This window comes from Curtobacterium sp. NPDC089689, assembly GCF_044749145.1.
GTDB lineage: Bacteria > Actinomycetota > Actinomycetes > Actinomycetales > Microbacteriaceae > Curtobacterium.
On the sequence record NZ_JBIVHJ010000003.1, the window covers coordinates 369672 to 388418 of the forward strand.

17 protein-coding genes and 1 tRNA gene are annotated in these 18747 nt (G+C 72.5%); 4 read left to right on the forward strand and 14 right to left on the reverse strand.

Features of this window, described 5'->3' with window-relative positions:
- Positions 1 to 10: 10 nt before the first annotated feature.
- The 5 genes from ACIPYW_RS13375 to polA all read right to left on the reverse strand — a co-directional run bounded on the left by ACIPYW_RS13375 (position 11) and on the right by polA (position 8002).
- Positions 11 to 1126: a BPSS1187 family protein gene (locus ACIPYW_RS13375; protein ID WP_400414301.1), complete on the reverse strand. Its 1116-nt coding sequence runs from the start codon at positions 1124 to 1126 to the stop codon at positions 11 to 13.
- Positions 1123 to 1725, reverse strand: a complete 603-nt coding sequence (gene coaE / locus ACIPYW_RS13380; protein WP_400414304.1) for a dephospho-CoA kinase — start codon at positions 1723 to 1725, stop codon at positions 1123 to 1125. Before coaE ends, ACIPYW_RS13375 begins: the two co-directional genes overlap by 4 nt.
- 96 nt (positions 1726 to 1821) lie before the next feature.
- Positions 1822 to 3285: a 30S ribosomal protein S1 gene (gene rpsA, locus ACIPYW_RS13385; RefSeq protein ID WP_290131652.1), complete on the reverse strand. Its 1464-nt coding sequence runs from the start codon at positions 3283 to 3285 to the stop codon at positions 1822 to 1824.
- A 243-nt stretch (positions 3286 to 3528) separates the two neighbouring features.
- Entirely contained in the window at positions 3529 to 5208 is a 1680-nt protein-coding gene (locus ACIPYW_RS13390) for a DUF885 domain-containing protein (RefSeq protein WP_400414308.1), read from the reverse strand.
- A gap of 124 nt (positions 5209 to 5332) precedes the next feature.
- Positions 5333 to 8002, reverse strand: a complete 2670-nt coding sequence (polA, locus tag ACIPYW_RS13395; protein WP_400414311.1) for a DNA polymerase I — start codon at positions 8000 to 8002, stop codon at positions 5333 to 5335.
- Between the two features lie 101 nt (positions 8003 to 8103).
- Here polA and ACIPYW_RS13400 point away from each other — a divergent pair, with 101 nt between their 5' ends.
- Both ACIPYW_RS13400 and ACIPYW_RS13405 read left to right on the forward strand, forming a co-directional pair.
- Entirely contained in the window at positions 8104 to 8472 is a 369-nt protein-coding gene (locus ACIPYW_RS13400) for a PaaI family thioesterase (protein WP_058724714.1), read from the forward strand.
- Between the two features lie 62 nt (positions 8473 to 8534).
- The gene (locus tag ACIPYW_RS13405; protein WP_400414313.1) at positions 8535 to 8918 is read left to right on the forward strand and encodes a VOC family protein; all 384 of its coding nucleotides are present in this window, start codon (positions 8535 to 8537) and stop codon (positions 8916 to 8918) included.
- Between the two features lie 53 nt (positions 8919 to 8971).
- Here ACIPYW_RS13405 and ACIPYW_RS13410 read toward each other — a convergent pair whose 3' ends face one another.
- The 5 genes from ACIPYW_RS13410 to ACIPYW_RS13430 form a co-directional block, all read right to left on the reverse strand.
- Positions 8972 to 9442 carry a GNAT family N-acetyltransferase gene (locus tag ACIPYW_RS13410; protein WP_400414316.1) on the reverse strand — a complete coding sequence of 157 codons (471 nt, stop codon included), beginning with the start codon at positions 9440 to 9442 and terminating at the stop codon, positions 8972 to 8974.
- 132 nt (positions 9443 to 9574) lie between these two features.
- A complete protein-coding gene (locus ACIPYW_RS13415) occupies positions 9575 to 10180 on the reverse strand; it encodes an ANTAR domain-containing response regulator (RefSeq protein ID WP_022903868.1) in 606 nt (201 codons plus the stop codon).
- A gap of 108 nt (positions 10181 to 10288) precedes the next feature.
- Positions 10289 to 10369: transfer RNA gene (locus ACIPYW_RS13420), tRNA-Leu, on the reverse strand.
- Between the two features lie 7 nt (positions 10370 to 10376).
- On the reverse strand, positions 10377 to 11882 hold the full coding sequence (locus ACIPYW_RS13425; RefSeq protein WP_400414319.1) for an ATP-binding protein: 1506 nt from the start codon (positions 11880 to 11882) through the stop codon (positions 10377 to 10379).
- Positions 11879 to 12562: a response regulator transcription factor gene (locus ACIPYW_RS13430; RefSeq protein WP_400414322.1), complete on the reverse strand. Its 684-nt coding sequence runs from the start codon at positions 12560 to 12562 to the stop codon at positions 11879 to 11881. Before ACIPYW_RS13430 ends, ACIPYW_RS13425 begins: the two co-directional genes overlap by 4 nt.
- Before the next feature lie 156 nt (positions 12563 to 12718).
- Between ACIPYW_RS13430 and ACIPYW_RS13435 the strand changes: the two genes are divergently transcribed.
- Positions 12719 to 13279 (forward strand): hypothetical protein, encoded by a 561-nt coding sequence (locus ACIPYW_RS13435; protein WP_400414325.1) that lies wholly within the window; start codon positions 12719 to 12721, stop codon positions 13277 to 13279.
- An 87-nt stretch (positions 13280 to 13366) separates the two neighbouring features.
- Here ACIPYW_RS13435 and ACIPYW_RS13440 read toward each other — a convergent pair whose 3' ends face one another.
- From ACIPYW_RS13440 to ACIPYW_RS13450, 3 genes are read right to left on the reverse strand one after another with little or no spacing between them, the layout of a single operon-like run.
- On the reverse strand, positions 13367 to 14539 hold the full coding sequence (locus tag ACIPYW_RS13440) for a GAF domain-containing protein (RefSeq protein ID WP_400414328.1): 1173 nt from the start codon (positions 14537 to 14539) through the stop codon (positions 13367 to 13369).
- A gap of 52 nt (positions 14540 to 14591) precedes the next feature.
- Complete coding sequence (locus ACIPYW_RS13445) at positions 14592 to 15050, reverse strand: DUF779 domain-containing protein (protein WP_400414331.1); 459 nt, start codon at positions 15048 to 15050, stop codon at positions 14592 to 14594.
- On the reverse strand, positions 15050 to 16591 hold the full coding sequence (locus ACIPYW_RS13450; protein WP_400414334.1) for an aldehyde dehydrogenase family protein: 1542 nt from the start codon (positions 16589 to 16591) through the stop codon (positions 15050 to 15052). Before ACIPYW_RS13450 ends, ACIPYW_RS13445 begins: the two co-directional genes overlap by 1 nt.
- A gap of 260 nt (positions 16592 to 16851) precedes the next feature.
- Here ACIPYW_RS13450 and ACIPYW_RS13455 point away from each other — a divergent pair, with 260 nt between their 5' ends.
- On the forward strand, positions 16852 to 17391 hold the full coding sequence (locus tag ACIPYW_RS13455) for an HdeD family acid-resistance protein (protein WP_400414337.1): 540 nt from the start codon (positions 16852 to 16854) through the stop codon (positions 17389 to 17391).
- A 115-nt stretch (positions 17392 to 17506) separates the two neighbouring features.
- Here ACIPYW_RS13455 and ACIPYW_RS13460 read toward each other — a convergent pair whose 3' ends face one another.
- On the reverse strand, positions 17507 to 18604 hold the full coding sequence (locus ACIPYW_RS13460; protein ID WP_400414340.1) for a VIT1/CCC1 family protein: 1098 nt from the start codon (positions 18602 to 18604) through the stop codon (positions 17507 to 17509).
- Positions 18605 to 18747 lie beyond the last annotated feature (143 nt).

Genomic DNA, 18747 nt, shown 5'->3' on the forward strand with positions numbered 1-18747 from the left:
TTGCGAGACCCTATGACCGGTCCGAGGAACGCGAGGCCTCCACCGGCGGGGTGCTCGCGCCGGAGCCGGGTACCGCGGAACTGCCGACCCCTGGTTGGCCGGGTGTGTTCGTGAACCGGTGCAGCAGCCACTCCCAGAGCGGCAGCATCACGGGTGTGCCGTCGGCGGCGAGCGGCGTGCTGTCCTTCACGATCCGCGAGTGCGACTGGCCGGGGTCGCCGAGACCGAGGTCGGTGAGGATCGCGTGCGGGTCCGCGCCGGCGAGCGGCGGGTCGGTGTCGGTGCGGAACGGCCCGGAGGATCCGGTGAGCCCGAGCGCGGTCCAGGAGCCACGGATGCGCGGCCCGAACTCATCGCGCACGTCGTCGATCGCGTACATCCGGGCGACAGGGGTCCGACCCGGGCGGTCCATCCACGCCGCGTGCACCGCGCCGAGCGACTCGACCGGGGACGAGAACATGAGCGAGCCCCGGACGGACCGGACGTGGGCGATGTACGCCGCCTCGCCGCCGCCCTGGGAGTGCCCGGCGACGACGATGTCCGACCAGTCGATGCCCTCGCGAGCGTCGACGAACCGGCCCCACCCGCCGTCCGGGTCGTGGTCGTCGAGGTACTCGATCGCGTTCCGGAACCGGGACACGATCGACCCGGCCGGCGTGACCTGGCTGAACCGCGAGGGACGGCTCCCGTCGAACCGGTTCCGCTGTACCTGACCGTAGCACCGTGCGTCGGCCTCGCACGTGCCCGAGAGCGTCTTGCCCAGGTTCCAGTAGTCGAGCCCGAGCACGTGGTAGCCGTCGCCGAGCGCGGTCGCGAGGAACCGCTGGTACTGCGCCGGCTTCGCGCGGGTCGCCGGGAGGAAGAGCAGCAGCGGGCCGTCACGGTCGGTCCGGGCCGCGAAGTCGTCCCGGTTCGGCTCGAGCCGCTCCCCCGCGATCGACCCCAGCCGGAAGCGGTGGAACTCGCCGTCCGGTCCGTGTTCGTCACCGCGTGTGCGTTCCTGCGCGGCCGTGCGTCCGTCGTCCGCGAGGCGCTGCGCCGCGAGGACGTTCGCCGCGACGACGGTGCCCGTCCCGATGGCCAGGAGCAGGACGAACGCGACGGCGAGCAGGACGCGGTGCTTCACCGGGCGATCCGTGCCCAGACCGCGTCGGCCGACCGGATCGTGTCCTCCAGCGTGCCGGTGGCGTCCACGACGTGGTCTGCGAGCGCCAGACGCTCGGCGTCACTCGCCTGCGCGGCGACCCGTCGTTCGGCCTCCGCGTGGTCCATGCCGCGGTGCTCGACGAGGCGTTCGATGCGCTGTGCCGCCGGGGCGTCGACGACCACGACCGCGTCGAACCGGATCGGCCGGGACCCGGCGGCCTCGGCGAGCAGCGGGACGTCGTACACGACGACGGCCTCGGGGTCCGCGGCCGCGGCCGCGTCGAACGCCTGCTGGGCGAGCCGCCAGACCTCCGGGTGCGTGATCCCCTCGAGCGCCCTCCGGGCATCCGGGTCGGCGAACACGATCGCGCCGAGGGCCGGGCGGTCGAGCGAGCCGTCGGCGGTGATCACGCCCGGACCGAACCGTTCGGCGACCTGCGCCAGACCCGGGCTCCCCGGAGCGACCGCCTGCCTGGCCAACCGATCGGCGTCGACGACGACCGCCCCGTGATCGGCCCAGCGGGCCGAGACCGTCGACTTGCCGGCGGCGATGCCCCCCGTGAGTCCGATGATGCGCACGCCGACCAGGCTATCGGCGCCGTCCTGCACAACGCCGGAAGCCCGGCACCCCTCTGCTGAGGGAGTGCCGGGCTTCCGGTCGCGGATGCGACTCGATCAGTTGGTCGAGCTGAGCTTCTCGCGGAGCGCCGCGAGCGAGGCGTCGTCGGCGAGGGTGCCCGCACCGTTCGACTCGCCCGAGAACGAGGAGGACGACGAAGCGCTGGCCGGGAGGTCGAAGCCACCCTGCGCCTCTTCGGCGATGGTCTTCGCGACCTGCGCCTTGTGGGCCTCCCAGCGCGACTGGGCGGCGGCGTACTGCGCCTCCCACTCGGTGCGCTGGGTGTCGAAGCCCTCGAGCCACTCGTTGGTCTCCGGGTCGAAGCCGTCCGGGTACTTGTAGTTGCCCTGGTCGTCGTACTCGGTCGGCATGCCGTAGAGCGCCGGGTCGAACTCGGTGCCCTCGGGGTCCACGCCCTCGTTCGCCTGCTTGAGGCTGAGCGAGATGCGGCGACGGTCGAGGTCGATGTCGATGATCTTGACGAAGACCTCGTCACCGACGGACACGACCTGCTCGGCGAGCTCGACGTGCTTGTTCGACAGCTCCGAGATGTGCACGAGGCCCTCGATGCCGTCGGCCACGCGGACGAACGCACCGAACGGCACGAGCTTCGTGACCTTGCCCGGAGCGATCTGGCCGATCGCGTGGGTGCGGGCGAAGACCTGCCACGGGTCCTCCTGCGTCGCCTTGAGCGACAGCGAGACGCGCTCGCGGTCCAGGTCGACCTCGAGGATCTCGACGGTGACCTCCTGGCCGACCTCGACGACCTCGCTGGCGTGCTCGATGTGCTTCCAGCTGAGCTCCGAGACGTGGACGAGACCGTCGACGCCGCCGAGGTCCACGAACGCACCGAAGTTGACGATCGAGGAGACGACGCCCTTGCGGACCTGGCCCTTGTGGAGGTTGTTGAGGAACGTGGTGCGCGACTCGGACTGCGTCTGCTCGAGCAGGGCGCGGCGCGAGAGGACCACGTTGTTGCGGTTCTTGTCGAGCTCGAGGATCTTCGCCTCGAGCTCCTGACCGAGGTACGGCGTGAGGTCGCGGACACGGCGGAGCTCGATGAGCGAGGCCGGGAGGAAGCCGCGGAGGCCGATGTCGACGATCAGACCGCCCTTGACGACCTCGATGACCGTGCCGGTCACGACGCCGTCGGACTCCTTGATCTTCTCGACGTCGCCCCACGCACGCTCGTACTGCGCGCGCTTCTTCGACAGGATCAGGCGGCCTTCCTTGTCCTCCTTCTGGAGGACGAGGGCCTCGACCTCGTCACCGACCTCGACGACCTCGTTGGGGTCGACGTCGTGCTTGATCGAGAGCTCGCGCGAGGGGATGACACCCTCGGTCTTGTAACCGACGTCGAGGAGGACCTCGTCGCGGTCGATCTTCACGACGGTGCCGGAGATGAGGTCTCCGTCGTTGAAGAACTTCAGGGTCTTCTCGACCTCGGCCAGGAAGTCATCAGCCGAGCCGATGTCGTTGATGGCGACCTGCTTGGGAGCCTTGGTCGTGGTGGTTGTCATGTAGAGATTGCTCCGAACGGACATGAGTCGGGCTGCACGGCGAGGGAGCGACCCTCTGGTCCGCACCTCGGACGAGGGCGAGCCGGACAGCGGTGTGATTGGTTGGCGCGGATTGCGCCGCACAAGTCTAACCGCACCGGAGGAAGCGCCACAACCGGGCGTGTCGCCGCGCGTCGGGACGCGACCGGGGACGGACTGGACGCGCGGTGCCGACCCGCACCGCGCCTCCAGTCCGTCTCGGCGTCAGCCGACGAGCGCGGTCCGCAGCGTGTCGAGCCCGATGCTGCCGAGCGCGAGCGCCCGGTGGTGGAAGGACTTCAGGTCGAACGCCGCACCCTCGCGCGCCGCGACCTCGTCGCGGATGGACTCCCACACGCGCTGCCCGACCTTGTACGACGGCGCCTGCCCCGGCCACCCGAAGTAGCGCGCCACCTCGAACCGCACGAACTCCGGTGCCATGTTGACGTTCTGCCCCATGAAGTCGAGCGCGTACTCCCACGTCCAGGCGCCCCCGTCCGGGTTCGTCTTCTGCAGGTGCACGCCGATGTCGAGCACGACGCGGGCGGCACGCATGCGCTGACCGTCGAGCATGCCGAGGCGGTCGCCGTCGTCGTCGAGGAAGCCGAGCTGCTCCATCAGGCGCTCGGCGTACAGCGCCCAGCCCTCGACGTGCCCGGACGACCCGGCCAACTGACGGCGCCAGGTGTTCAGCTCGCCGCGGTTGTAGACGCCCTGGCTGATCTGGAGGTGGTGGCCGGGGACGCCTTCGTGGTAGACGGTCGTCTTCTCCCGCCAGGTGCCGAACTCGGTCACGCCCTGCGGCACCGACCACCACATCCGGCCGGCGCGCGAGAAGTCGTCGGACGGGCCGGTGTAGTAGATCCCGCCCTCCTGCGTCGGCGCGATCCGGCACTCGAGGCGCTTGATCGGGTCCGGGATGTCGAAGTACCTGCCGTCCATCTCGCGGATCGACTCGTCGCTCGTCTCCTGCATCCACCGCTGCAGGGCGTCGGTCCCGTGCAGGATCCGGGCCGGGTCCTGGTCGAGGACCTCGATCGCCCGGGCGACGCTCGCGCCGGACTCGATGCGGTCGGCGATGCGCTCCTGCTCCTCCCGCATCCGGGCGAGCTCCTCGATGCCCCACGCGTACGTCTCGTCGAGGTCGACCGTGGCGCCGAGGAACCGTCGGGAGTGCAGCTCGTAGTCCTCGCGGCCGACCGCGTCGACCGGGGTGGCGAGCGGCAGCAGTTCGTGCTCGAGGAACTGTCCGAACGACCGGTACGCGGCCGCCGCGACCTCGGCGCCGCGGCGGAGGTCGGCGCGCAGGGACTCCGGGAGCGCGGCACCGTCGTCGAGGGCGGCTCCGTCGGCGAGCTGCCGGAACATGCCGTCCTCCGCGCCCGTGCGACCGGCCTGCTCGGCGATGAGCGCGACCTGGCGCTTCGCGGGCGTCACCTGCTCGCGTGTGCCCTCGAGCAGGGTCTCGCGGATGCCCTCGAGCGCGTCCGGGAGCGCGGCGAGACGGCTGGCGACGTCCTGCCAGTCGGACTCGGTCGCGGTCGGCATGAGGTCGAGGACCTCGCGGACGTTCTGGGCGGGGCTGGCGATGACGTTGAGGTCGCGGAGGTGCAGCTTCCGCGCGTACGACTCGGCGACCAGGTCGAGCTCGGCGCCGAGGTCGGCCTTCGTGACCCGGTCGACGTCGTCGGTCGCCTCGGCGGCGTCCAGCGCACGCTTCGCCGCGGCCGCGGCATCCGCCATCGCAGTGGCACCGGCGGGCGAGGTGTCCCCGTACTCCCCCGTCCGTCCGGGCACACCGATGTAGGTGGCGACGGTCGGGTCGAGGTCGACGAGGGTGGTCACCCAGTCCTCGGCGACGCGGTCGACGGCGGTGGGCTGACGGGAAGGACGCTCTTCGCTCATGCGATCGACCCTACCCAGCGGCGGCGACCCGCCGCGAGACGCCACCGACGGGAGGCTCGGTGCCGGCCGGCACCGAGCCGTCCGTCCGCCGTGTGGTCACGTCGGTGACGCGACCACACCGGCGTCAGTGCGCGGCGGCTTCCCAGTTCGGGCCGACGCCGACCGAGACGTCGAGCGGGACGCTCAACTCGGCCGCCCCGCCCATCCGGGTGCGCAGGATCTCCTCGACGCGGTCATGCTCGCCGGGACCGACCTCGAGGATGAGCTCGTCGTGCACCTGGAGGAGCAGGTGCGACTCGAGGTCACCGTCCCGCAGGTCGGCCGCGACACCGAGCATCGCGATCTTCATGATGTCGGCGGCGGAACCCTGGATCGGCGCGTTGAGTGCGGCGCGCTCGGCGTTCTCGCGCAGGACGCGGTTCGGGCTCTTGAGGTCCGGGAAGGGCCGGCGGCGGCCGAAGATCGTCTCGGTGTAGCCGTCTTCGCGGGCCTGCTCGACCACGTTGCGGAGGTAGTCGCGGACGGCGCCGAAGCGGGCGAAGTACTCGGTCATGAGCGTTCGGGCCTCGGACTGCTCGATGCGCAGCTGCTTCGACAGGCCGAAGGCGCTCAGGCCGTAGGCGAGGCCGTACGACATCGCCTTGACCTTCGTGCGCATCTCGGGCGACACGTCGGCCGGCTCGACGCCGAACACACGGGCGCCGACGAAGCGGTGGAGGTCCTCGCCCTCGTTGAACGCCTGGATGAGCCCGGGGTCGCCGGAGAGGTGCGCCATGATCCGCATCTCGATCTGCGAGTAGTCGGCCGTGATGAGCGTCGTGTACGGCTCGGCCACCGCGAACGCCGAGCGGACCCGGCGGCCGACGGCGGTCTTGACGGGGATGTTCTGCAGGTTCGGGTCGGTCGAGGAGATGCGGCCCGTGCTGCTGCCGGTCTGCTCGTACCGGGTGTGGATCCGGCCGTCGACGATCGCGGCGTCGAGGGTGTCCACGATCTGCCGGAGCTTCGTGGCGTCACGGTGCTGGAGCAGCAGGCCGAGGAACGGGTGCGGGTGCTGCTCCTGCAGGTCGGCGAGGCTGGCCGCGTCGGTCGAGAACCCGGTCTTCGTCTTGCGGGTCTTCGGCATCGCGAGCTCGGTGAACAGGACCTCCTGGAGCTGCTTCGGCGACCCGAGGTTCACCTCGTGCCCGATCTCGGCGAAGGCCTGCTGGGCGAGGTCGGCAGCGCGCTCCCCGAGCTCGTGCGACAGGTTGGTGAGCACCGGCCGGTCGATCGCGACGCCCGTGGTCTCCATGCCGGCGAGGACGTGCACGAGCGGCAGCTCGATGTCGTCGAGCACCCGCAGCGAGGACTCGTCGAGGCGTGCCCGGATCGCCGTCGTCACCCGGAGGACGTACCAGGCGTGGACGCCGACGTTGACCGGGTCGGTCTCGGGCACGAGCTGGTTCGGGTCGGCGGTGGGGAGTTCCTCGCCGAGCTCCTGGTAGACGAGGTCGGCGAGGGGCTGCCCCTGCTTGCCGGGCTGCGCCAACCACCCGAGGATGCGGGCGTCGCCGGCGAGCCCGTTCACCGTGAAGCCGACCGTGGCGAGCACCTTGATCGCGGTCTTCGCGTCGTGGAAGCGCTTCGGGGCATCGGAGGCGAACCACGCCGCGAGCTGCTCGTAGTCCTTCGCGCCGCTGCCGCCGGGGACGAGCACGGCGTCGTCGTGCGTGGCGATGCCGATCGCGCTGAGGCGGCCGTCGATGACCTCGACCGCGACGCCGAAGCCGTTCGCAGCGTCCTTCGCCTTGCGCTCGAGCCAGTACCCCAGCTCTTCGTCGATGATCGTGGTGACCTTCGGCGGCGTCGGAGCTCCGTCGGCCACACCGCCGTCGGTCGCGGTGCCCTCGGACGGCTCCCCCGTGCCCGCGACCTTGAACACGCGGTCGAGGAGGGTGCGGAACTGGAGCTTCGCGAAGAGGTCGCGGACGGCCTGCTCGTCGAGGGGGCGGAGTGCGACGTCCGCCGGCCCGACCGGCAGCTCGACGTCGTTCACGAGTCGGTTGAGCTTGCGGTTCCGGATCGCGCGGTCCTTCTGCTCGCGGAGGTTGCCGCCGACGACGCCCTTGATCTCGTCGGCGTGCTCGAGCACGCCGTCCAGCGACCCGTACTGGTTGATCCACTTGACGGCGGTCTTCTCGCCGACCTTGTCGATGCCGATGAGGTTGTCGCTGGTCTCGCCGACGAGGGCCGCGATGTCCGGGTACTGGTGCGGTTCGATGCCGTAGCGCTCGTACACCTTGTCGCGGTCGTACCGGGTGAGCTCCGAGACACCACGGACGGACGGGTACAGCAGCGTGACGTCGTCGTTCACGAGCTGGATGGAGTCGCGGTCGCCGGAGACGACGTAGACCTGGTAGCCCTGCTCCGACCCCTGGCGGGCGAAGGTGGCGAGGATGTCGTCGGCCTCGTAGTCCTCCTTCGTGACCGTCGTGATGCCCATGGCTTCGAGCGCCTGCTGCAGGAGCGGGATCTGGCCCTTGAACTCGGGCGGGGTCTCGGAGCGGGTGCCCTTGTAGTCCTCGTACTCACGGGTGCGGAACGAGAACCGGGAGATGTCGAACGCGACCGCGAGGTGGGTCGGCTTCTCGCGCTGCAGGAGCATGAGCAGCATCGAGATGAAGCCGTGGATGGCGTTCGTGTGCTGCCCCTCGCGGTTCACGAAACTGTCGACCGGGAGCGCGTAGAACGCCCGGAACGCGAGGGAGTGGCCGTCGATGACCATGAGGGTAGGCTTTGCGGAGTCCGACACCCGGACAGCCTACCGACGCCATCCGACACGGGAGTCCTGCGCGCGTGACCGACGAAGCGACCACCACCACCGCGGTCGACGACCGCCTGGCCGAGCGCGGCATGGGCGAGCTCGCCGAGAAGATGGGCATGGTGATCACCGAGCTCACGGCCGAGCGCGCGGTGGGGACGATCCCCGTCGAGGGCAACCGGCAGCCGGTCGGCCTGCTCCACGGCGGTGCGTACGTCGTCCTCGCGGAGAGCCTCGGGTCGATGGCCGCCAACGTCCACGCCGGCCCCGGGCGCTACGCCGTCGGCATCGAGCTCAACGCCTCGCACTCCCGCAGCGCCACGAGCGGCACCGTCACCGGGACCTGCACCGCGATCCACCTCGGCAACACCCTCACCACGCACGAGATCGTCCTCACCGACGACCAGGGGCGGCGCTGCTCCACCGTGCGCATCACCAACATGATCCGCGACGCCCGCTGACGCGACGGACCGGAGCGACCCCCGCCGCACCGCAACCGCCGGGCACCCACGAAGGAGTGACCATGCCCGCGACCGACTGGAAGATCGAACTCATCATGGTCCCGGTCAGCGACGTCGACCGTGCCCGGGAGTTCTACGAGCGCATCGGGTTCGTCATCGACCACGACCAACGCGTCTCCGACGACGTCCGGTTCGTGCAGGCGACACCGCCCGGCTCGGCCTGCTCGATCGCGTTCGGTGAGGGGATCATGTCGCCGGACGTGCCGCCCGGGTCGCTGAAGTCGGTCCAGGTCGTCGTCCCGGACGCCGACGAGGCGCTCGCCCACCTGCAGGGCCTCGGCGTCGAGGCGATCGGGGTCGACGAGCTCGCCTGGGGTCGGTTCGTCTTCTTCCGCGACCCCGACGGCAACGCCTGGACGTTGCAGCAGCTCCCGCCGCGGCCCTGACCGCCCCGAGCCTGACCGCCCCGAGCCTGGCCGGCCCGGGTCGGGCGAGGGCGTCAGTCCTCGGGCGGCCGCTGCAGCAGCCGTCGAGCGTCGCCGAAGCCGAGTCGCCGGTAGAGCCGCTCGCCGACGACGCTCGAGTGCACCACGACGCGTTCGGCTCCGGCCTCGTCCGCGATCTCGAGCAGTCGCGCGACGAGCCGCCCAGCGACGCCGGCACCCCGGAGGTCCGGGTGCACGTACACGGTCTGGAGCTCGGCCGCCACCCGGCCCCGTGGTCGGTGCGGCGCCGGCGGCCGAGGGTTCAGGGCGAGCCACGCCATGGCGAGCACCCGCCCGTCCCGTTCCGCGACCACGCACCGGTGCGAGGCGGGGTGCTCGGCTGCGAAGACGCGCATCGCGTCCCGGTACTCCGCCGGCGTCACGGCCGGGGCGACGCGGTCCTCGTCGACGCTCCACCGCCAGCGCAGGTCAGCGACCGCCGCCATGTCGGTGGGCCGGGAGGCACGGATCACCACGTCGTCCATCGCTCCACCCTGCCAGGTGGCCGGCCGGGGCGGGCGCACCCCGCGCCTCCGGGCCGGGTCGCGGCGCCGCAGACGACGAGAGAGCGCCGCCTCCCGGTGGGAGACGGCGCTCTCGTGCGAGCGACGCGGACGCTACTTCTTGGCGCTCAGCTGCTCGATGATCGCCTTGGCGACGTCGTGCATCGTCAGACGGCGGTCCATGGACGCCTTCTGGATCCAGCGGAACGCCTCGGGCTCGGTGAGGCCCATCTTCTCGTTCAGCAGGCCCTTGGCGCGGTCGACGAGCTTGCGGGTCTCGAAGCGCTCGACGAGGTCGGCGACCTCGGCCTCGAGGGTGATGATCTGCTGGTGGCGCGAGAGGGCGATCTCGATCGCGGGGAGCAGGTCGTTCGGCGTGAACGGCTTGACGACGTAGGCGAGGGCGCCGGCCTCGGTCGCGCGCTCGACGAGGTCCTTCTGGCTGAACGCCGTGAGGAGGACCACCGGAGCGATGTGGTTCTTGGAGAGCTTCTCGGCGGCGGAGATGCCGTCGAGCTGCGGCATCTTGACGTCCATGACGACGAGGTCGGGACGGAGGTCGGTGGCGAGCTGCACGGCGGTCTCGCCGTCACCCGCCTCGCCCACGACGTCGAACCCGTTGTCGCGGAGGATCTCGACGATGTCGAGGCGGATGAGCGACTCGTCCTCGGCGACGACGACGCGACGCGGTGCTGCTGGGGTTGCTTCTGTGTCACTCACGAACGAAACCTTACTAGAAGTCGCCTGCACTCCTCGCTCGGCAGGCTCTTGTACGAGTGGCGGGACGCCCGGGACGTGAACTGCCCCGCACGCCGTGAGCCGTCTCCGTACGAGTGGCGGGACTCGAACCCGCACGCCGTGAGGCAGAGCATTTTGAGTGCCCCGTGTCTACCGTTCCACCACACTCGCGAGGACATCAGGCTAGCAGCACCCGCAGGTCGAACACGGCGCCGCCGAGACCATCGACACCGCGACGGTTGTCGGCGTTCGCGAGTGTCCCGCCGTGGGCCTCGGCGATGCCCCGGGCGATCGGCAGCCCGAGCCCGGCACCGCCGGAACGGACGTCGCGGGAGGCCTCGAGCCGCACGAGCCGGTCGAACACCCGCTCCCGTTCGGACGCCGGGATGCCGGGCCCGTCGTCCTCGACCCGGACGACGGCCTCCCCCGACTCCTCCGTCAGGGTGAGGCGGACGGTCCCGCTCGGCCCCGTCGCCCGTGCGGCGTTGTCGACGAGGTTGCCGACGACCTGCGCGAGCCGGTCCGGGTCGACGTCGGCGACCACCGCGTGCTCGGGCACGGTCGCGTCGACGGTGGTGGCGGGCAACCGGAGCCGCAGCCGGTCGACCTCCGCCACGAGCCACGGCCCGAGGTCGGTCGGGCGCCGGTCGAGCGCGATCCCCCGGTCGAGCCGGGCCATCGTGAGCATGTCGTCGACGAGCCGGGCCGCGCGGTCCGCCTGCCGGACGACGTGGACCGCGAGCTCCTCGTTCGTCGTGGGGTCCGCGGCACCGTTCCGGACGAGGGTGTCGGCGGCGGCCCGGACGCCAGCGACGGGGGTGCGGAGCTCGTGCGCGGCGTCGGAGAGGAACCCGCGCACACGTTCCTCGGCGGCGACGGCCTTCGCCTCCGCACCCTCGACGGCGTCGAGCATCTCGTCGAACGCGAGCGCGACCCGTCCGATCTCGGTGTCCGTCCGCTCCGGCCGGAGTCGTCGGCCACGGTCCCCGGAGGCGATCGAGCGAGCCGCCCCGGTCATCTCGTCGAGCGGTCGCATGGTGCGCCGGACCACGAGGACGAGACCGACGACCGCGATCCCGAGGAAGGCCGCGGACGCGCCGCCCATCACCCAGCCGAGCTGCGCGAGGGTCTCCTGCACGTCACGGGTCCCGGCGGTGAGGGTGATGCGCGTCCCATCGGCGAGGTCCGAGCGGAGCGTGAGCACGCCGTCGTCGTCCCGCACCGAGGACGAGGTGATCCGTGTGCCGGCCGCCGACGTGCTGGTGGACCCTGCTGCGGACGATCCGGTCGCCGCGGATCGCCCCGTGCCCGGGGCGTCCGCCTTCGCCGCGGGACCCGGCAGCCCACCCGGGTCCGGCGGGCCGTTCCGCAGCTGGTCCGGCGTGGGACCGGCCTCGACGGCGGCACCGTCGGGCTCGACGATGCGGACCGAGAGTCCCTGCGCCGACAACCGGTCGGCGAGGTCGTCGGCGTCCAGCACCCCCACGAGCGCGGCGGCCGCCGACGCGCGGTCGCGCAGGCGGCCCTCGACCTGGGCGGTGAGCCGGGCACCGAGGACGGCCTCGACCGCGACGACGAGTCCCGCGAGCAGGACGGCCAGCAGCACGGTGACGGCGACGACGGTGCGGAGCCGGAGGGAGGTGGTGCGGAGCGGTCGACCGGGAGCGGCGAGGTCCTCGCTCACGCGGCACCCCGGTCGACCGCGAGCCGGTAGCCGAGCCCGCGCACGGTGTGCACGAGCCGAGGGCCGTGCGCCTCCATCTTCCGACGCAGTGCGCTGAGGTGGACCTCGACCACGTTCGGGGCGATGTCCTCGTAGCCCCACACCTGGGTCGTGATCTGCGCCTTCGAGACCGTGCGGCCGCGGCTCTCGGCGAGGAACCGGAGGAGCCGGAACTCCGTCGCGGTGAGGTCGAGCACGATGCCGGCCCGCCGGACGGTCGAGGCGTCGGGGTCGAGCACGAGGTCACCCACCTCGATCACCGACGGGATCCGTCCGCGTCGGCGCAGCACCGCTGTGACCCGCGCAACGAGTTCGGCCATCGCGAACGGCTTCACGACGTAGTCGTCCGCACCCTCGGCGAACCCGCGCAGCCGGTCGTCGAGTTCATCGCGCGCGGTCGTCATCACCACGGCGGCGTCCGAGCGGGCACGGATGCGCGCGGCGAGCAGGATGCCGCTCGGCCCGGGGAGCATCCAGTCGAGGAGCACGAGGTCGGGGGCCGTCCGGTCGAGGTCCTCGGCGATGGTGCGGCCGTCCGGGGCCTCGGCGACGACGAAGCCCTCGGCGCGGAGGGTCGTCGCCACCGCGGTCCGGAGGGAGTCGTCGTCCTCGACCACGAGGATGCGTGCTGGTGCGTTCACGGCGGACACCGTAGGTCGGCACCGCCATCACGGAGCCTGGAACGGCCTGGAGAAACCCTGTGCGCCGCACATGCTTCAGTCCTGCTTCAGATTCGGATCCGAGCGTCTCCTCCGCGGCGGTCCGACCGGTCAGCCGCTCGACGAACAGGAGACACCATGCAGCACGAACAGGACGACCAGCTCACCGCCGGCCGTCGACGCCGGACCCTCCGGGCGGTCGGCATCGGCACCGCGGCGGCAGCGGCGCTGGTCCTCGGTGGGATCGGTGTGACGGCGGCGATGGCCGCGCCGAGCGCACCGAGCGTCGCCCCGACCGGAGCACCCAGCGGTGCACCGAGCGGCGCACCGAGCGGAGCGCCCAGCGGTGCGCCCAAGGCCGGACCTGGAGGCGACGCGAGTGGCCCCGCCGCGGCGCCGGGGTGCGTCGCGGGCCCGCTCGCGGGCGGCAAGGCTCCCACCCCGCCGGCCGCGCCGAAGGACGGGAAGGCCCCCACCCCGCCCGCCGCACCGAAGGACGGCACGGCCCCCACCCCGCCGGCCGCGCCGAAGGACGGGAAGGCACCCACCCCGCCCGCCGCACCGAAGGACGGCACGGCCCCCACCCCGCCCGCCGCACCGAAGGACGGGAAGGCCCCCACCCCGCCCGCCGCACCGAAGGACGGCACGGCCCCGAGCGAGGGCGGCTCCGCTACGCCCGCGCCGACGACGGGGTCCTGACCGGGTGACCGCACCCGGCGCGGGAGGCGCGCACCGTCGGCCGACCGGTCGACGCGTGTCGTGCCTCCCGGCCGTCAGCGCCTGCGGTCAGGGACGCTCGATCGCCTCGATCGCCGCCACCACGCCGGCCCGCCGCGGCGACCGCCGCGGCAGCACCGCGAGCAGCGCGCGGAGCACCTGCTCGTCCGCGGCACCGTCCGCGGTGCGTGCCCACGCCTGCAGCGCGTCGACGCCGCCGTCGGCGAGCAGCGCCTCGCGGAACCGGGAGCGCACCTGGTCGCGCAGGTCGTCGACACCGGGCGAAGCGGACCCGGGCAGGACCGGTCCGGTGTACCGGTCGACGGCCTGGAGGCGCGCCCCGCGGTCGAGCGCGGACAGCACGCTGTCGACGTCGGTCCGGACCCCGGACAGACGGTACGGCCGTGACGTCAGGCGTGCGTCCGGCGCATGGTCGGCGAGCACCCGACGGAGCCGGACGACCTCGGCGCGCAGCGTCGTCACCGCCCGGACGTCGCCGTAGACGGCGACCGCGAGGTCCGCCGCCCCGAGCCCGGCGGGTGCGGCGGCGAGCACGGCGAGGATCTCCGAGTGCCGCTCGGACAGTCGGACGCTGCGCTCCCCGGTCCGGAGGGTCGCCGTGTCGGAACCGAGCAGGTCCAGACCGGTCGGTTCCGGTCGAGGCATCGGGGCGACGGGACCCCGGAGTGCGGCGAGGGCGAGCTCGGCCTCCGCAGCGGCGGCGGTCGCGGTGAGCAGCGGGAGCGTGTGCCGCTCGACCGCGCGTTCGTCGCCCGTGAGGTCGAGCGCACCGACCACACGGCCCGAGGCGTCCCGGAGCGGGACCGCCGTGCAGGAGAACGCCTTCACGGCTGTCGCGTAGTGCTCCTCGGCGTGGATCTGGACCGGGCGACCGAGCCGGAGCGCGGTCCCCGGTGCGCTCGTGCCCGCGTGCTCCTCCGCCCAGTCGGCGCCCGCGACGAACCCCATGCCCTCCGCCGCGCTGCGGGCTCGGTGCGCGCCCTCGACCCAGACCAGCCGGCCGGCCGCGTCCGTCACGGCGACGATGCACCCCGCGGACCGTGCGTCGTCGAGGAGCAGGCGACGGACGACCGGCAGCGCGGTCCCGAGCGGGCCGGCACGGAGGAGGGCATCGAGTTCGTCGTCGCCGAGTGCGACCTCGGGGAGGCCGTCCGGGTCGACACGGGCGGACCGCTCCCACGACTCGGCGACGAGCGGACGGAGCCCGGACGGTGCGCGCACGTGCCCTCCTGTCCGGAACCCCGACCGCGTCGTCGCGGCTGGTGCGGTCAGCCTACGTCCGACCACTCGCCGGGACCAGGCCCAGGTCGACCAGCTCGTCGTCGGTGAGCATCCGCGACCGCGTCAGGAAGCGCTTGCCCTCCGGGACCTCGAGCGAGAAGCCCGCGCCGCGGCCGTCTACGACGTCGATCGTGAGGTGCGTGTACTTCCAGTACTCGAACTGCGAGCGGGACATGTAGACCTCGACCGGGTCGATGCCGTCCACGTCCAACGCGCCGAGGAGCACGTCGCCGGGGCCGGTCCGGAACATGCCGACCGGGTAGCACATCGGACTCGAGCCGTCGCAGCAGCCGCCGGACTGGTGGAACATGAGCGGGCCGTGCCGGGCGGCGAGGGAGCGCAGGAGCTCCCCCGCCGCCGGTGTGACCGCCACGCGGGCGGTGGCGGGTCGGGATGCCGCCCCGCCGTCGGTGACGGGTCGGGGCGCCGCCCCGCCATCGGAGTCCGGCATCAGAAGAAGCCCATCGGGCCCTCGGCGTAGGACACGAGGAGGTTCTTCGTCTGCTGGTAGTGCTCGAGCATCATCTTGTGGTTCTCGCGCCCGATGCCCGACTGCTTGTACCCGCCGAACGCCGCGCCCGCCGGGTACTGGTGGTACGTGTTCGACCAGACACGACCGGCCTGGATGTCCCGCCCGGCGCGGTAGAGCGTCGTCGCCTCGCGGCTCCACACGCCCGCGCCGAGGCCGTACAGGGTGTCGTTGGCGATCCGGATGGCGTCGTCGTAGCCGCTGAAGGACGTCAGGGCGAGCACCGGGCCGAAGATCTCCTCCTGGAAGATCCGCATCGAGTTGTCGCCCTCGAAGATCGTCGGGGTGACGTAGTAGCCGCCGGACAGCTCTCCGCCGAGGTCGGCCCGTTCACCGCCGGTCAGCAGCTTCGCGCCCTCCTGCTTGCCGATGTCGATGTAGCTCAGGATCTTCTCGAGCTGGTCGTTCGAGGCCTGCGCCCCGATCATCGTCGCCGGGTCGAGCGGGTGACCCTGCTTGACGGCGCGTACCCGGTCGAGTCCGTCCGCCACGAACCCGTCGTAGATCTCCTTCGCCACGAGCGCCCGCGACGGACACGTGCAGACCTCGCCCTGGTTGAGGTTGAAGAACGCGAAGCCCTCGAGTGCCTTGTCGTAGAAGGCGTCCCGCTCCTGGGCGACGTCCGCGAAGAACACGTTCGGGCTCTTCCCGCCGAGCTCGAGCGTCACCGGGATGAGGTTCTGGGACGCGTACTGCATGATCAGCCGGCCCGTCGTCGTCTCTCCCGTGAACGCGACCTTCCGGATGTCCGGGTGCTGGGCGAGCGGCGCGCCGACCTCGATGCCGAAGCCGTTCACGACGTTGAGCACCCCGGCCGGCAGCAGGTCGCGGATGAGCTCCACGAGCACGTGGATCGAGGCAGGGGTCTGCTCGGCGGGCTTCAGCACGACGCAGTTGCCCGCGGCGAGCGCCGGGGCGAGCTTCCACACCGCCATGAGGATCGGGAAGTTCCACGGGATGATCTGGCCGACGACGCCGAGCGGCTCGTGGAAGTGGTAGGCGACGGTGTCGTGGTCGATCTCCCCCGTCGAGCCCTCCTGCGCGCGGATCGCGCCCGCGAAGTAGCGGAAGTGGTCGATCGCGAGCGGGATGTCCGCGCCGAGGGTCTCGCGGATCGGTTTGCCGTTCTCCCACGTCTCAGCGACCGCGAGCATCTGCAGCTGCTCCTCCATCCGGTCGGCGATCTTGTTGAGGATCCCGGCTCGTTCGGCGACGCTCGTGCGGCTCCACGCCGGGAACGCCTTCCACGCGGCCTCGACCGCCCGGTCGACGTCCGTGGAGTCGCCGCGGGCGACCTCGCAGAAGACCCTGCCGGTGACGGGCGTCGGGTTCTCGAAGTACTGCCCGCCCGCGGGGGCGACGTACTCGCCTCCGATGAAGTGGTCGTAGCGCGACCGGTACTCGACGAGCGAGCCCTCCTCGCCGGGGGCGGCGTAGGTGGCGGGCGACGGTGCGATGGTCATGGTGGACACCTTTCGACGACGTTGTCGGCGGCGCTGGGTCCGCGCCTGCTCGCACGCTACGACGGGAGAGGTTGCATCCGGTTGCACGGTCGGCACCCGGGCAGCGCCGCCCGCTGCACCCGGGCAGCACCGGACGCCGCGCCCGGGCGGCGCCGCCCGCGGGAACCGGGCATCGGCGCCCGCGGGAACCGGGCAACGACGCTCGCGGTAGCGTCGATGCCGAGCAGGCCCGACCGCGGCCGACCAGGGAAGGAGCGCTCGTGGACTCTCGTGCCGTCCGGACGTTCCGCGTCTTCGTCGTCGTGACCGCCGTCGTCGCGATCGCCCTGGGCATCGTCGCGATCGCCTGGCCGCGCCCGACCCTGGCGCTCCTCGCGGTGGTGTTCGGCGTCTACCTCGTCGTGGCGGGTGCCCTCCGGGTGTTCGCTGCGGTCCGCGGGCACGGGACGGCACCGGTCTGGCGGTGGACGTCGGGCGTCGTCGGCGTGCTCGTCGGCCTCGCCGGGCTGCTCTGCCTGGTGGACCCGTTCGTGCCGCTCGTCGTGTACGCGGTGCTCGCCGGCGTCGGGTTCATCGTCGAGGGCGCCGTGTCGGCCGTCGGCGCGGTCGTCGGGCACCCCGGGTCGTCGCGCGTCCCGACCGCGGTGAGCGGGGTGCTCTCGGTCCTCGGCGGCGTCGCCGTCCTCCTCGCCCCCACGCTCGCGCTCGCGGTCTTCACGGTGCTCGCCGGCATCGCCCTGGTCGTCGTGGGTGCCGCCGCGCTGCTGCTCCTGCCGCCGCGGGCAGCCGCGCGACGCTGACCGGGTCCGCGTGCGTTCCCGTCCGCAGGCGCCGGTGGCCGCGGCGACGGCCGATCAACGCCCCGGCGTCCGACCGACGTCCCGGCGTCCGACCGACGACCGGCCGCCGGGGCCGCTACGCCGCGCCGGTCCCGAACAGCAACCCGAGCCCGTACGTCACGACCGCCGCGCCGAACCCGATCGCGAGCTGCCGCAGCGCCCGCTTGAGCGGTGAGGCGCCGCTGAGGACCCCGACGACCGCCCCGGTCCCGAGCAGCGCGACCCCGACGAGCGCACCGGCGACCGTGATCGCGGGCCACCCCTCGAGCCCGAACGCGTACGGCAGGATCGGGATCACCGCACCGGAGGCGAAGAAACAGAAGCTCGACACCGCCGCACTCATGCCGTTGCCGATCGCCTCGTGGTCGTCCCGCGTCGGCGTGGACCCCGTCTCGGCGGACGGCCCGAGTCCGGCGATGACCTCGGCCGCGTGGGCGTGCGCCGCCGCCTCGTCCATGCCACGCGCGCGGTAGACGAGCGCGAGTTCGTTGGCGTCGACGTCGAGGTCCGCCACCGCACGGCCGGCCTCCGGGTGCGGCGCGGATGCCTCGAGCAACTCGCGCTGCGACCGGACCGACACGTACTCCCCCGCGCCCATCGACAGCGCGCCGGCGAGGAGCCCCGCGATGCCGCTCAGCAGGACGAAGTGGCGGTCAGCCCCGGACGCGCTGATGCCGATGATGAGCGCGAGGTTCGACACGAGGCCGTCGTTCGCGCCGAAGACGGCCGCGCGGAACGTACCGGACAGCCGCATGCGCCCACGGTTCGCGAGACCGCGGACGACCTCGCCGTGGATGCGCTCGTCGGCGGCCATCCGTGCGGTGGCGTCGTCGTCGTCCGCGTACGGCGAGCGGTCCTCGGCCCGCTGCATGAGCGCGAGCACGAACACCGAGCCGAACCGCTTCGCGAGCGACGCGAGGACCCGGGTGCGCAGGCTCCCCCGCTGCGGTCGGCCGACACGGTCGCCGAGGAGCTCGAGCCAGTGCTGCTCGTGCCGACCCTCCGCCTCGGCGAGGGCGGCGAGGATCTCGCGCTCCTCACCGGTGCGACGCGCGGCGAGGTTCCGGTAGACGGCCGCCTCCGCGCGCTCGTCGGCCAGGTAGCGGCGCCAGCGACGGACGTCGGCGCCGGTGGGTGCTGACACGGTGTCGTCCTGGAGGCTCACAGCACCCATCCTGCCCGGTCGAGCGACGGGCTGGTCGCGTCGGCCGCGGGGCGGACGCGAGGCGCGTCGTCGGCGCAGGTGGGGGCGGGACGCGAGGCGCGTCGTCGGCGCAGGTGGGGGCGTGACGCGAGGCGCGTCGTCGGCGCAGGTGC

Bases quoted from the DNA above. Each gene is read 5' to 3' on its own strand.
- ACIPYW_RS13435 (WP_400414325.1), top strand. From the start codon at position 12,719: ATGCAGCACGAACAGGACGACCAGCTCACCGCCGGCCGTCGACGCCGG.
- rpsA (WP_290131652.1), bottom strand. From the start codon at position 3,285: ATGACAACCACCACGACCAAGGCTCCCAAGCAGGTCGCCATCAACGAC.
- ACIPYW_RS13400 (WP_058724714.1), top strand. From the start codon at position 8,104: ATGGGCGAGCTCGCCGAGAAGATGGGCATGGTGATCACCGAGCTCACG.
- ACIPYW_RS13405 (WP_400414313.1), top strand. From the start codon at position 8,535: ATGCCCGCGACCGACTGGAAGATCGAACTCATCATGGTCCCGGTCAGC.
- ACIPYW_RS13450 (WP_400414334.1), bottom strand. From the start codon at position 16,591: ATGACCATCGCACCGTCGCCCGCCACCTACGCCGCCCCCGGCGAGGAG.
- ACIPYW_RS13445 (WP_400414331.1), bottom strand. From the start codon at position 15,050: ATGCCGGACTCCGATGGCGGGGCGGCGCCCCGACCCGTCACCGACGGC.
- ACIPYW_RS13460 (WP_400414340.1), bottom strand. From the start codon at position 18,604: ATGGGTGCTGTGAGCCTCCAGGACGACACCGTGTCAGCACCCACCGGC.
- ACIPYW_RS13390 (WP_400414308.1), bottom strand. From the start codon at position 5,208: ATGAGCGAAGAGCGTCCTTCCCGTCAGCCCACCGCCGTCGACCGCGTC.
- ACIPYW_RS13410 (WP_400414316.1), bottom strand. From the start codon at position 9,442: ATGGACGACGTGGTGATCCGTGCCTCCCGGCCCACCGACATGGCGGCG.